Source organism: Nostoc sp. 106C (assembly GCF_002154725.1).
Classification (GTDB): domain Bacteria; phylum Cyanobacteriota; class Cyanobacteriia; order Cyanobacteriales; family Nostocaceae; genus Aulosira.
On sequence record NZ_MTAW01000184.1, the window covers coordinates 145,105 to 157,919 of the forward strand.

General features: G+C 41.0%; 13 protein-coding genes. 4 read left to right on the top strand and 9 right to left on the bottom strand.

What is annotated here, in order from left to right; genetic code table 11:
* Positions 1-153: 153 nt before the first annotated feature.
* Together BV375_RS28120 and BV375_RS28125 are read left to right on the top strand one after the other, a co-directional pair.
* Complete coding sequence (locus tag BV375_RS28120; RefSeq protein ID WP_086766600.1) at positions 154-411, top strand: hypothetical protein; 258 nt, start codon at positions 154-156, stop codon at positions 409-411.
* Between the two features lie 225 nt (positions 412-636).
* Entirely contained in the window at positions 637-1,398 is a 762-nt protein-coding gene (locus tag BV375_RS28125) for a DUF4058 family protein (protein WP_086766602.1), read from the top strand.
* Positions 1,399-1,411: 13 nt separating this feature from the next.
* Here the strand turns inward: BV375_RS28125 and BV375_RS28130 are convergent, their stop codons facing one another.
* A complete protein-coding gene (locus BV375_RS28130) occupies positions 1,412-2,719 on the bottom strand; it encodes an aminopeptidase P N-terminal domain-containing protein (protein WP_086766604.1) in 1,308 nt (435 codons plus the stop codon).
* Positions 2,720-3,337: 618 nt separating this feature from the next.
* On the opposite strand from BV375_RS28130, the gene BV375_RS28135 reads away from it, so the two are divergent.
* Positions 3,338-4,657, top strand: coding sequence for a VCBS repeat-containing protein (locus BV375_RS28135; RefSeq protein WP_086766606.1), 1,320 nt, complete (start codon positions 3,338-3,340; stop codon positions 4,655-4,657).
* A gap of 448 nt (positions 4,658-5,105) precedes the next feature.
* On the opposite strand, the gene BV375_RS28140 is transcribed toward BV375_RS28135, so the two are convergent.
* From BV375_RS28140 to BV375_RS28175, 8 genes are all read right to left on the bottom strand, one after another.
* A complete protein-coding gene (locus BV375_RS28140; protein WP_086766608.1) occupies positions 5,106-5,873 on the bottom strand; it encodes an MBL fold metallo-hydrolase in 768 nt (255 codons plus the stop codon).
* Between the two features lie 3 nt (positions 5,874-5,876).
* Entirely contained in the window at positions 5,877-6,476 is a 600-nt protein-coding gene (locus BV375_RS28145) for an aminodeoxychorismate/anthranilate synthase component II (protein WP_086766610.1), read from the bottom strand.
* A 95-nt stretch (positions 6,477-6,571) separates the two neighbouring features.
* Positions 6,572-7,033: a diacylglycerol kinase family protein gene (locus BV375_RS28150; RefSeq protein ID WP_086766612.1), complete on the bottom strand. Its 462-nt coding sequence runs from the start codon at positions 7,031-7,033 to the stop codon at positions 6,572-6,574.
* A gap of 123 nt (positions 7,034-7,156) precedes the next feature.
* Positions 7,157-7,684, bottom strand: coding sequence for an rRNA maturation RNase YbeY (ybeY, locus tag BV375_RS28155; RefSeq protein WP_086766614.1), 528 nt, complete (start codon positions 7,682-7,684; stop codon positions 7,157-7,159).
* A 42-nt stretch (positions 7,685-7,726) separates the two neighbouring features.
* A complete protein-coding gene (locus tag BV375_RS28160) occupies positions 7,727-7,882 on the bottom strand; it encodes a DUF3285 domain-containing protein (RefSeq protein WP_086766616.1) in 156 nt (51 codons plus the stop codon).
* A 191-nt stretch (positions 7,883-8,073) separates the two neighbouring features.
* Positions 8,074-9,196 (bottom strand): peptide chain release factor 2 gene (gene prfB, locus BV375_RS28165; RefSeq protein WP_143842235.1). Its coding sequence is split into 2 segments (ribosomal slippage): positions 8,074-9,123 and positions 9,125-9,196, totalling 1,122 coding nucleotides; the frame shifts between segments, so codons are not numbered across the junction.
* A gap of 158 nt (positions 9,197-9,354) precedes the next feature.
* A protein-coding gene (locus BV375_RS28170) for a PCRF domain-containing protein (RefSeq protein ID WP_143842237.1) occupies positions 9,355-10,459 on the bottom strand; the annotation gives its coding sequence in 2 pieces (ribosomal slippage) (positions 9,355-10,386 and positions 10,388-10,459; 1,104 coding nt in all).
* Between the two features lie 147 nt (positions 10,460-10,606).
* Positions 10,607-11,335 carry a Bax inhibitor-1 family protein gene (locus BV375_RS28175; protein WP_086766622.1) on the bottom strand — a complete coding sequence of 243 codons (729 nt, stop codon included), beginning with the start codon at positions 11,333-11,335 and terminating at the stop codon, positions 10,607-10,609.
* A gap of 632 nt (positions 11,336-11,967) precedes the next feature.
* Here BV375_RS28175 and BV375_RS28180 point away from each other — a divergent pair.
* On the top strand, positions 11,968-12,753 hold the full coding sequence (locus BV375_RS28180; protein ID WP_086766624.1) for an RNA polymerase sigma factor SigF: 786 nt from the start codon (positions 11,968-11,970) through the stop codon (positions 12,751-12,753).
* The last annotated feature ends 62 nt before the right edge of the window (positions 12,754-12,815 follow it).

A 12,815-nucleotide genomic window follows, 5' to 3' on the forward strand; every position in this document is an offset into this window, starting at 1 on the left:
GGGTTGGGGGATGAGGGTAAATTTTGCATTCGGAAAAGAGGTTGATTCTACTTATCTTATACCTTGCTTCTACTTCATCTCTATTTGTCAGGAATCTCCGGCTTTAAGGGCAGAAATACCATAAAAACAGTCAATCAAGCGGAGATTCACGCCATGAATACTTCTTTAAAAACTTCTACCAACTCTCAGCCATCTACTCAAACTGCACAGTTAATTACTACATCTTCCCCAATAATTGAAAAACCTTCTGCTTGGATGCGCGACGGTTACAGTCCTACAGAAATCATCCTCGCAACAGCAATTTTAAGCTCTCTATGTATAGCAGGAGTTGCAACTGTAATTATGGCGATGACTGAGTTAGTCAAAACTTTAGCACCAGAGAAAGATGTTATACCAAGCCGGAAAAAATAATTTAGCACATAGCTGTTTCAGCCATTGCGATTGAGTTAATTTTCCTAATTGAATTGCTGGAACTGGAGGAAAACAGAAGAAGCGGTAGAGTAGAACTATGGTAATCACAAAGTATAGAGGCGAATGTCACTTACTTTAGCGAGATTTAGATCCCCGACTTTTTCAAAAAGTCGGGGATCTGGGCAGCAACTTTGATCGTTGTTTTTGTAGATTAGTCTTACTATTATGCGATCGCCTTTTGTGGGAATGAATCCCTATCTTGAAAACCCAGAACTATGGTCAGCGGTACATAATCGATTAATTGTAGCGATCGCAGATGATTTGGTGGATCGTTTAAGTGAGAAATATCGAGTTGAAATTGAGAAACAGACTTACTTTAGTAGTGATGAGGAGAGTGTTTTAGTTGGTATTCCCGATGTTGCAGTCATAACAGGCACGGGGGAACCAACATCATCTACTGTTACTGTATCATTGCCTGTACAACCGCAGAAGGTGACAATTCCCATTTCCGAAGAAGTGAACGAACGCTATTTGGAAATTCGAGAAGTTGCTACTGGTACCGTCGTGACTGTAATTGAGCTGCTATCTCCCAAAAATAAGCGTTCTGGTGAGGGACGCATAGCTTACGAACGCAAACGCAATCAGGTGTTAGCTACTTCTACTCATTTAGTTGAAATTGATTTACTGCGGAGTGGTAAACCTTTTCCGATTTTGAGCGACAATTTGGGGGATTATCGCATTTTAATTTGTCGGGGCGATCGCCGCCCTACTGGAGAACTGTATGCATTTAGCTTACGGCAGTCTATTCCCCCCGTACAGATTCCGTTGATGGCAGGTGAAGCAGAGCCAACTCTCAATTTACAATCTTTACTGGATTATGTTTATGAAAAAGGGCGCTATTACTTAGCAATTGATTACACTAAGCCACCGCAGCCGCCACTGTCTGAGAATGATAGACAGTGGGCGGAAACTTTATTGAGAGGCTGATGAGTATTAAAAGTTATCTCTCAACTTCATCCACTGCTTTAGGAACTCCAGCCGTTAACACCTCATGTCCGGTGCTGGTAACTAACACATCGTCTTCGATGCGAATCCCAATCCCCACCCAGCGAGGATCGGTTGCTGGTTGATCTTCTGCGAGTTTAGTATCTGGCACAATATAAAGTCCTGGTTCTACTGTCAGTATTTGTCCTGGCTGTAAAATCTGGGGGTTTTCACCGTGCTGATACACACCGACATCATGAACATCTAAGCCTAACCAATGACTGGTACGGTGCATATAGTAGGGCTTATATTTTTCTTCTTCAATTAATTTGTCAACTTCACCTTTGAGGATACCAACTTCAACTAAGCCTTCTGTAAGGACGCGCACGGCTGTATCGTGAACTAAGTTGAAGGGATTACCTGGTTGAACTTGAGCGATCGCTTTTTTCTGGGCTTCTAAAACAATCTCATACAATATCTTTTGTTCTGGCGTAAATTTACCACCCACAGGAAATGTCCGGGTAATATCTGAGTTGTAATAACCATAGGCGCAACCTGCATCAATCAGCAGTAATTCGCCATCCTGCATTTGACGATTATTCTCGATGTAGTGCAAGACGCAAGCGTTAACACCAGAGGCGACAATTGAAGGATAAGCAGGCCCCATTGCTCCCCGTAAGCGGAAAATATGTTCAATTTCTGCCTGGATTTCATACTCATAACGTCCAGGTGTGGTGGCTTTGAGTGCATGATTGTGGGCTTCTGTGGCGATCGCGGCTGCTTGACGCATCAATTCCAACTCAGCTTCACTTTTTACCAATCTCATACTGTTGAGAATTGGGCCTGTATCTGCAATCGCAATTGGCCCTGTACCCCGCTTCGGATAAGTGCGTAGCAGACTTTGATAATGTTTGAGAACTGTGTCATTAAAAGTGCGATCGCGTCCTAAATGATAATAAATGCGATCGGCTTTTTCTAAATATTGAGGTAATTTCTCATCTAGTTCGCTAATGGGGTAAGCTTCATCAGCGCCATACAACTCTTTGGCTGCATCGACTCCACAGAGATAACCCGTCCAAACTTCTTTTTCCCGATCCTTGGGTTGGACAAACAACACAAACTGATGTTCTGGGTGATGGGGTGCTAACACAGCTACCGCTTGCGGTTCGTTAAAACCAGTCAGATAGAAGAAATCACTGTCTTGGCGATAAGTGTATTCAACATCATTGTGCATGACCGCCATTGGCGCACTCCGAAAAATGGCAGTTCCATTGCCAAGTTTTGACATCAACTGCTGACGACGCTTTTGATATTCTGCTTGCATAGCTACTTTATATCTCCAATTATGGTGATATCTTAACCTTTAAACACTACAGATTGCATATATCACATCTCTTATAGGTGTTAGTAATTTCTGCTATTTTAGGCAATATTTTTTGATTTTGCTAGCAGCTATAGTTATTACCAGAACCAAAAGTTACCATTTGATAATTTTTGGATAAATCGGTTGGCGATTATACAATATTTAAATTGAAGACTTTGAATTCATTATTTATTATCTTGTTTAATATTTATAAAAATTAACTATTATATATTCCTTATAAATAATAGAATTATTTATTATGTTTTATCCGCGCCTATGGGGTTAATTATTTTTAATAAAAAACTGCTACATATGACATCACAGGGTCTACATAGCTGGATTTATCTTAATTGGTAGATTTATCTCTAAAGCATAACATGAACAAAAATATTTATTTTATTGTTTATCATGAACTTAAAAATAAAAGATTACATAAGCTCGAATAAATATTGATAAATGCTGACATGTGTTCAAAACGGAATAAAAAATATTTAATGCTAAACAAATGTTATTTAAGAACAGAATTTTATTAACCAAAAAAGTTAAAACTTTGATCACAACCAGTCATAAAAACACATCATGCCTGAGAAATCATCTTTGGATACAAGTTTGTCATCAGCACCTTACCAAAAATCAAATATATTGGCATCACCTTTTGATGAACAAACTAATTATTTTAATAGTCAGAGCAGTTCTTCGCAATTACCAATAAGCGAAACACCAAATTCTGTATCCACACAATCTCTATTTGGAGGAGCAAATCCTAATCCTAATCCTTACTTAACTAGTGCCGCGATTGTGCCTGATTTCAATGGCGATGGCAAAACAGATAAAATCTGGGTTGATGCTCAAACTGGTGAAACTCAGGTTTGGTTAATGGATGGCACAACCGTTGCTGCTAAGGGTTCTTTGGGTCAAATTGATCTAGCTTCAACGGTTTATAAAATTGGCGATTTTAATGGCGATAATAAGACTGACTTCTTGTTACGCAATCAAGTAACAGGTGCTAATACCATTGTGTTAATGGATGGTACAAACGTTGCAAATCTGATTCCGCTAGATTCACTAGACTCATCCTGGACACCGCTGATTGGTGATTTCGATGGCGATCGCAAAACTGATATCTTTTGGCGTAACACTCAAACAGGTCAAAACGCTGTTTGGCTAGTAGATGGTAGCAACCCAGGCCAAGTCATTAAAAGCGGAACCTTGCTAGACACTGTTGATCCAAGCTGGACTCCTACTATGGTCGATTTCGACGGTAATGGCATAACAGATGTCTTCTGGCGCAGCACTAGTGGTGAAAACGTCGCTTGGTTCATGAATGGTACGCAAGTCAATGCGAGTACTCTTCAATCACAAGATCCCAGCTGGACTTTTACCGTTGGCGATTTTAACGGTGATTTGCGTTCTGACTTTTTGTGGCGGAACACGACAACAGGTGAAAACAAAGTTTGGCTAACAAATTCTCTCATCCCAAATAACGTCTTCTTCACCGAGGGATCTCTGACAACGCTAGACGGAAACTGGACATCTAGCATTGCTGATTTCAATGGCGATGGTAAGACTGATATTTTCTGGCACAATCAGGCCACTGGTGAAAACACTACATGGTTGATGGATAGTGGAACCATTGTGACTGAAACGTTCCTCGCACCCAGTTCAACTACCGCACAAGCAACATTTGGCGATTTCAACAACGATGGTAGAACCGACATCTACTTCCGCGATTACTCAACAGGAGCAGACGAAATTTGGACAACAAATGCAGATGGTACAACAGTAACTAGAACTCCTGTTGCTGACACAGATAAGCTTTCCCCAATACAAGTAGGAGAAGATGGTAATCCAATCCTAGGCCCAGATGGTCTGCCTCTGAAAAAGTGGATGACTTTCTAGAAAATAGTTGAGTTGGTTTATTCGCGATCGCACAAAGACTAGCTAAGCTATGGTAGCCAGATTGAGTAGAGTTGAGCCACAATTTTTTCTGCTTCTACTCATTGGCTTTTAAACAGAAAGTTTCATTCTGACAGGACTTACGCAAGGACTACGATTTTACGTCATTACGAGCGAAGTGAAGTAATCGCAAAGGCTTAGTTTTTCGTCACGAGTGCGTAAGTCCTATCTGAGTCCGGAACACAGCAGAGGATCAAGGTAACTCTACCGTAATATCAATACCTCTGCTTAAAATGATATGGTGATTCCAATTTGCCAGAAAATTTTGCTGGAGTTCTAGAATCAAAATAGTCAATTTTTTGGTTGGGTTGCATGATACTGTCGCCCAACCATAACTTATTTTGGCGATCTAATTGTTAGACCGATACAAGGATGCTATTTGCTCATAGCATTAAAATTTGTAACTCAAAGTCTGAATTACGCTATTTTCTGGTAAGTTACCAGGGCTAATACTAATAGTATCGCTATTACTACGACGTACTGTTATACCCTGCATCAAGTTCAAAAACTCATCCACTGGTGAAATTTCGCACTTAGAAGCATCTGCTGCCTGTGTACGATAGTGAGTAGGAATCACCAGCTTGGGATTTAAAATTTCAACCGCTTGCTTGGCTTCCTGGGCATTATAGGCTTTAGAACTGCCCCCCACAGGAATAAATGCTACATCGGGACGCCCCATGAGGATTTTTTGCTCAACGGAGATGGGCGCTGCTGCGCCTCCTAAGTGGAGGATATTAATTCCGCCTTGTTTCCAACTCCAAGCAGTATTAATACCAAACTGCTTACCACCTTTGCGATCGTGGTCTACAGCAATTCCTTGGAACTTAATACCTTGGAACTCATACACTCCTGGTTCGTAAATGAGTTTTGGTTTTCCTGGAAGTCCGTCTACTGCACCTTCATCCAGTAGTTGACTACTAATCATGACTAAATCTGCTGCGACTTTTGGGGGACGATACCCAGCCGTACAACCAACGGAGCGAAATGGATTGACAAGAATTTTCACACCGCTACCCGTCAACAGAAAGCAAGTATGACCCAACCACTGAACTGATAAACCGCTAGATTGCGCGTCAGCTTGAAATGCAGAACCCAAGTTTGTCAGAAAAGCTGTTGCCAAACCCGCCCCAGCATAGCCCATCAACTGTCGTCGTTTCATTAATTACTCTCTCGACTGTAATTGTTCCAGAAAGTTTCGTAGCAATTGCTTGCCTGAAGATGTCAAGACACTCTCTGGGTGAAACTGGACGCCTTGAATGTGCGGATAGTTCCTGTGTCGTACTCCCATAATAGTACCATCCTCCACCCAAGCAGTTATTTCCAACACATCGGGGCAAGTTTCGCGGTCAATAACCAGACTGTGATATCTGGTTGCAGTTAGAGGATTTTCTAATCCCCGGAAAACTCCGACCCCGGTATGAGATACCTGAGAAGTTTTGCCATGCATCAATTCAGGAGCAGAAACGATTTTACCACCGAATACCTGACCAATGCTTTGATGTCCTAAACAGACACCCAAAATTGGCAAATTAGAACCTAGCTGTTCAATTAAATCTAAACTAATTCCGGCATCTTCAGGGCGACCTGGCCCAGGAGAAATAACTACAAGCTCAGGATTTAAAGCCCGAATCTCATCCACAGATATTTTATCGTTGCGAAAAACCCTAATATCAGTTGCTGCGGGGAACTCTGCCGCTAGTTCTCCTAAATACTGCACTAAATTATAAGTAAAACTATCGTAATTATCGATGACTATAATCACAGCTGATAACTCCTGGCCATATTACTTCTCTTATTTTGTTTAGTTGTCACCAGATTTGAATTGCTGTAAACGTCATCAATTATGAAATGAAAAGGTCACGCTGAGAAAGCCGAGATAATTAAAGTTGCCAGAGGCGGAAGTATGAGCATACCCGCTACTAAAACAGCTACCAAAGCTGAGACAAGCACAGCACCAGCAGCACAGTCTTTGGCAATTTTCGCCAAATCATGATATGTCTGCTTTACTGTTAAATCGACCAGTGACTCGAGGGCTGTATTCAGTAACTCTAAAGCCAAGACTAAACCGCTAGTAATACCAATTACCGCTATTTCCACAGCTGATAAATGTAGAACAATGCTGGAGGCGATCGCCACAGCGCAGACACCTACATGAATACGAAAATTGCGTTGAGTTTGAAAACTATAGCTAATTCCAGCCCAGGCGTACTTAAAACTAATCAATAAATTCGTGGCGACTTGCCAGGAGAATTCCCGTTCTTTAGTCACAAGTGTTGGTAAGCGGTTTGAAGTTGGTGGAGGAGAAATTTGTTGGGACATAGGCTTAAAGATCATAGAGTCGAAGTTGGTAAAGTTTGGAATATTCGCCGATTTTAATGGCGTAATTAAGTTTTAGGCAATTTTATCGAGAAGTTCTTGGAGAACAGAGATAAATAATAGTAGTTACTCTATGTCAAGAGCAATACCTATTCTTCTCAGCAATAGTACTTGCTGTTTCAACATTCTTACCAAACTTGCTTCATCAGGATGATCCCAGCCTAATAAGTGCAGTAGACCGTGAGCTACTAGCCAGGCCAGTTCGGTTTGCAAACTATGTCCCTGCTGTTGGGCTTGACGCTGTGCAGTATCTACCGATACTACAATATCCCCTAAATACAAAGGCATAGAGGCAAACATTTCTTCACTTTGAGGGCAGTCTACCTCTAAGGCAGCAAAGGCTAAAACATCTGTAGGTTTGTCCTGGTGACGATACTGGGAATTTAGCGTCTGAATTTCAGCGTCATCTGTTAATCGCAGCCCGATTTCGTAACCTACTGCTGACGGAAGATGTGGTTGAAGTATTTCTAACCAGCAATCAAACCAGTGTTCCCAAGTTTCGCCGGAGATCCGACAATTAATAACCCCAAAATTTTCAGTTTTTTCCGGGGACGATTCATAAAAGCAATCTTGTACATCTAGTTCAACTTGCACTAGCTACAAAGTCTCCTAGTAACTCGAGGTGGTGGTTTATGATCAGCGAGTTAGGTAGGCAAGACCTACGAAGACAGCTAAAAGTCCTATAGCGGTTAGCAAAAAATGCTTTAGGGAAGTACCACCTTTGCGCACCATGTTGCGCATGGCGAGTTTCACGTAGCTAGGTTGAGGTTCCGTTGAAGGAGAGTTGCTCATGATGATTTGATAACAAACTCTTTTATATATAAATGTAACAGTTAACCTAGTGTAAAACTGTCATTTTTAAGATTGGGGATTTATTATTGGTCAAGGATCAAGGGTCAAGAGACATTTGTTATTAGTATCTTCTCTTGTTTCCCCTGTCTTCCTATCCTCTTAGCCCCTAATCCCTGTCTGTCGATTCCCAATTAAGCAGGAGTACTTTCTACCAATTGGTTTTCTTGCCGCAGATAAGCTTGGATAAACGCGTCAAGGTCACCGTTCATCACATCGGTAATGGCAGTCGTTTCTGTATTGGTACGCAAATCTTTAACCATCTGGTATGGGTGAAACACATAGTTACGAATTTGATTACCCCAAGAAGCTTCCACCATATCGCCACGAATTTGGGCAATTTCTTGGGCACGTTGTTCTTGAGCGATAACCAGCAGTTTCGCTTTAAGACGGGTAAGAGCTTTCTCTTTATTTTGCAGTTGCGATCGCTCTTCTGTACAACGCACAGCTAGACCGGTGGGAAGGTGAACAACTCGTACTGCTGTTTCTACTTTGTTGACGTTCTGTCCACCTTTACCACCAGCACGGGATGTAGTAATTTCTAAATCCTTTTCGGGAATGTCTAGTTGTACAGAACTATCTATTTGTGGCATCACTTCCACCCCAGCAAAACTGGTTTGGCGTTTACCGTTGGCGTTGAATGGTGAAATCCGCACTAAGCGATGTGTACCAGTTTCTGATCGCAAATAACCATAGGCATAGCGACCAGTAATTTCCAAAGTAGCTGATTTGATTCCAGCTTCATCACCTTCTGACTCTTCAGCTAAAGTTACCTTGTAACCGTGGGCTTCTGCCCAACGAGTATACATCCGCATCAGCATAAATGCCCAATCTTGGGCATCCGTACCACCAGCACCAGCGTTAATTGTCAGTACTGCCCCTTTATCGTCGTAGGGACCGGAAAGTAATTGTTGTAACTCCCATTGATCGAGTTCGCTATTCAGCTTGGTAATAGTAGATTCTGCTTCTTGCAATAGCCCTTCGTCAGTTTCTAACTCCAATAACTCAACAACTGCCTTGGTATCTTCCAGACTAGCTTGCCACTGATGATACTGCTGGATGTGGGCTTTGAGGTCGTTGAGTTCTTGTAGCGTTTCTTGGGCGTTGGTTTGGTCGTTCCAAAATTCTGGCTGGGCTGATATTTGTTCTAGGTCTTGAATTTTGGCAGTGAGTGCAGGTACGTCAAAGATAGTCCTGGGTTTTACCCAGGCGGTAAGACAACGTTTCAATTTCGCGTTTGAGTTCTAAAACATCCATAGTGCTTACTAAAGATAGAGCGCTTTGATTTTTGAGAGATTGCGCTTGAGTCTATTTGTCTTTTTGATTTTAGCTGTAGTTGGACAAGTTCTTTCGTTCCAGTGGCTAAAATTACTGGAACTGTCCGGCAATACACCAAGCAACAAAAATATATAGGCTCACTCCCAGATTTGATATTGCTGTTGCAGATAAGCTTTGATAAACAAATCAATGTTGCCATTCAAAACCTTCCTCACAGATGTTGTTTCCACGTGAGTACGCAAATCCTTGGCCCTTGTATAGGGATGCAAAATATATTCACGGATGGGCTTTTCAGAGAGCGATTTTATTCTGCTAGGTTGAATGGCGGTAACATCTTGAACACCTTGGGATTGCATTAAAGCCCATAACTTACTTTTAAGAATAGCTAAGGCTTGCTCATGGTTGTGCATTTGACTGCGTTCTTGGTCACAAAAGATAGTAATTCCCGTAGGAATATGAAATACTTTTACCCAAGTTTCTGAGCGGTTAACACCTCCATCATGCCAACGCCATTTAGTTATCTCTAAATCCTTCTCTGGAATCTCTAAATTAAGAGATTCATCCAAAATCGGTATGACTTCTACCCTAGCTAAACTCGTTTGCAAATTGCCATTGGCGTTAAAGGGAGATATCCGTTGTAGTTGATGTATGCCTGTTTCTGATTTGAGAAATCCGTATACATAACGCCCTACAATTTCCAAAGTAGCGTAGTTAATTCCACCGCCATCTCCATCAACAATCTCTACTAGATGAACTTGGTAATTGTGATTTTTTCCCCAATTCCAATACAACCTCATTAAAACATATGCCCAGTCTTGAGCTTCTGCACCATCTCCTTCAGCAGCAATGGTCACCAATGTACCCATCTGGTCATCGGGGTCAGATAGTAACTGTTGTATTTCTATTGTTTCAAGTTCTTGTTGGAGGTGCCTGAGGTTTAATTGGGTTTCTTGCAATAATTGCTCATCATTTGAGGATTCTAAAAGCTCTAAAGCAGCTTTTATATCTTCTAGAATGGCGCACCACCGCCGATATTTTTCCTGCCTATAGAATATAAAATATTCAATTTCTTGAAGTAACTGATAGGCTGTCCCTGGATTTTTCCAAAAATTAGACTGAGCAATTATTTTATCTAATTTTTGAATTCTTACAGTCAGTTCTCCCTGGTCAAAGACAATCCTCAGCTTTGCCCAGGATATTCGCTAACCTTTCTACTTCGCGTTTGATTTTGGGAAGTTCCAGCATAGTTTTGCTCATTTTCGGCTGATAACTTACTACATATTGTATTACACAAGTCGATATCTCATCCAATTAAAAAACCGTGGTTGCTGAGGTTAAACCACGGTGATAATTTATAAAACTTTACTTTTTTCTAGTAACTACAGGTGCTTAGTCACGGCCATTGAGGGCAATTAACAACCGTAAAATAAAAATGAACAGGTTGATGTAGGTGAGGTACATAGACAAAGCGGCAGGCAAGTACTGATCGTTGCGATAAGTACGTGGCAAGATGTAGAAGTCAACCACAGATGCCCCTGCAAACAGAAATACTCCCAAACCAGAAATGGCGATTTCTAGCCAGGTTGGTGTATAAACACCGAACAAGGCAAATACAAATTGAGTAAGACAGACAACTACCAAGGCAATAATGCCGAGAGAGATGGTTTTTGTCAAAGCCATCCCGTCTTGTTCAGAAAGATTTGAACCAATTTGACGAGCAACAATAAAGGTAACACCACAACCAAGGGCAGCCAAACCAATACCTTGAATGCCAACACCTTGAGTTCTCAAGGCGAGGTGTACTAAGCCACTGAGAGTATATCCAGATAAGAGGCTGTAGGTAGCCAGTAGGGGAAGTGCCAGGCCCTTGTTGCCTTTTTCAGCAACATTTTGGGCAACAAAGAACAAAATTAACTCTAGAATGACTGCACCAATGAAGGTAGGGAAGAACAAACCGGGGTTAGTACGGATAACTCCCAAACCACCGTAGGTTCCCAGTGCTGTGAGTACAAGACCGCCACCGACATAGGGAAGGGCATTGGCTATTACATTTGGACCAATGAGGGCTTGAGTTTTAGCCTCACGAATAGCGTCACGGAAATTGCTGGTGTTACTCATCTTTAAAACGTGTTTTGCTGATAAATTTCCTGTATGCTTCTATTTTTACTAAAATTCATGGCTAGTAACCAGTAAGTCAAACTGGAGAAATAATCTTTATTACTTTGATGGGCAACTCAGAAAGATGGTAGGACATCTAAAAGTAGATAAACTTCTCTGATACACCTAAAATAGCCAAAACTGTCTTACGAGCTAACTTTTCTAAGCTTTAAGTATGTCTGAAAATGCTCGTTAATCTTGCTGTACTCGCAAAGATTTGCCAGTCAAATTCAAAGAGTATTGTACAAAATTAGTTTCAAAATTAATACAAAACTTATCTTAAATTTGTGCAGCATGAGTGGTGCACATTGAGTAATTTATATATTTTTCAGCAGCAATAGTTGAGTTTTATTGCATAAACTCAAGACAATTAGCCTTGCCAATTGTTTTACAGAAAACAAAATTAATCAACAACAGATATAAATAAAAATTCATGCGTGTAAATACTGAATCATCGACTAGAGACCCTGATAAGTTCAGTATAACGACGATGGTTTATTCAGCGTTGTCTAAGGAAAATAATGACAGCTTTGATGACAATATACGCAACTCCATTTTTTCAGAAAAAGGAGTTACCACAAAGGAATTTTTATATGGCAGCAAGTGAGTCCTCTGTGCGAATAGATGGTATAGAGTTATTACACTTATACCACCAGAATCCCTCTATTAAACTGCGTAATCAACTTGTACAGCTACATACTGGTTTAGTGCGGAAGATGGCTCATAAATTTAGCCATCAATGTAATGAACCATATGAAGACTTAGAACAAATCGGTTACTTTGGTTTGATTAGGGCAATTGAGCGCTTTGATCCCAGCCAAGGATATGCGTTTAGTTCCTTTGCTGTACCATATATTCGTGGTGAGATGCTGCATTTTTTGCGCGATCGCAGTACTTTATTAAAAATTCCCCGGCGTTGGCAAGAACTATATAATGAAGGGCAAAAGGTTCGCAAAGAATTAGCAATTGCTTTGGGACGACCTCCTAAAGATTCGGAAATTGCCAAGCAGCTTCAGGTATCTGTGCACGAATGGCAAGAAACAAAGTTAGCTGCGCAAAACCGGATGCCTTTAAGTTTAGATGCTACTGCCGTTCACTATGTTGATTGCCAAATAACTTTAGGTGAAGCCCTTCCTTGTCCTCGTTCTAGTGCTCTTCAGCAACAAGAAGAAGAACGACAACAACTCCAAGGGGCAATAAGTTTGTTGGAAGAAAAGCCACGTATGGCTGTTGAGTTAGTATTTTTGAAAGAACTTTCACGCAAAGATGCTGCTAAAAATATTGGCACCAGTCCGATGACAGTAACGCGATATCTGCAAAAGGGTATTCAAGATCTAATTTGCTATTTGCAACCACAGGCTGTAGCAACAGGGTCATAGTCACTAATCAAAAGTCTATAGTCCAAAGTTTTATTAACTGTTGACTCTTGACTCTTGACTTT

What these genes read in the sequence shown, in the direction of transcription:
- BV375_RS28120 (WP_086766600.1), top strand. Translation starts at nt 154, where the DNA reads ATGAATACTTCTTTAAAAACTTCTACCAACTCTCAGCCATCTACTCAA.
- BV375_RS28125 (WP_086766602.1), top strand. Translation starts at nt 637, where the DNA reads ATGCGATCGCCTTTTGTGGGAATGAATCCCTATCTTGAAAACCCAGAA.
- BV375_RS28130 (WP_086766604.1), bottom strand. Translation starts at nt 2,719, where the DNA reads ATGCAAGCAGAATATCAAAAGCGTCGTCAGCAGTTGATGTCAAAACTT.
- BV375_RS28135 (WP_086766606.1), top strand. Translation starts at nt 3,338, where the DNA reads ATGCCTGAGAAATCATCTTTGGATACAAGTTTGTCATCAGCACCTTAC.
- BV375_RS28140 (WP_086766608.1), bottom strand. Translation starts at nt 5,873, where the DNA reads ATGAAACGACGACAGTTGATGGGCTATGCTGGGGCGGGTTTGGCAACA.
- BV375_RS28150 (WP_086766612.1), bottom strand. Translation starts at nt 7,033, where the DNA reads ATGTCCCAACAAATTTCTCCTCCACCAACTTCAAACCGCTTACCAACA.
- BV375_RS28160 (WP_086766616.1), bottom strand. Translation starts at nt 7,882, where the DNA reads ATGAGCAACTCTCCTTCAACGGAACCTCAACCTAGCTACGTGAAACTC.
- BV375_RS28175 (WP_086766622.1), bottom strand. Translation starts at nt 11,335, where the DNA reads ATGAGTAACACCAGCAATTTCCGTGACGCTATTCGTGAGGCTAAAACT.
- BV375_RS28180 (WP_086766624.1), top strand. Translation starts at nt 11,968, where the DNA reads ATGGCAGCAAGTGAGTCCTCTGTGCGAATAGATGGTATAGAGTTATTA.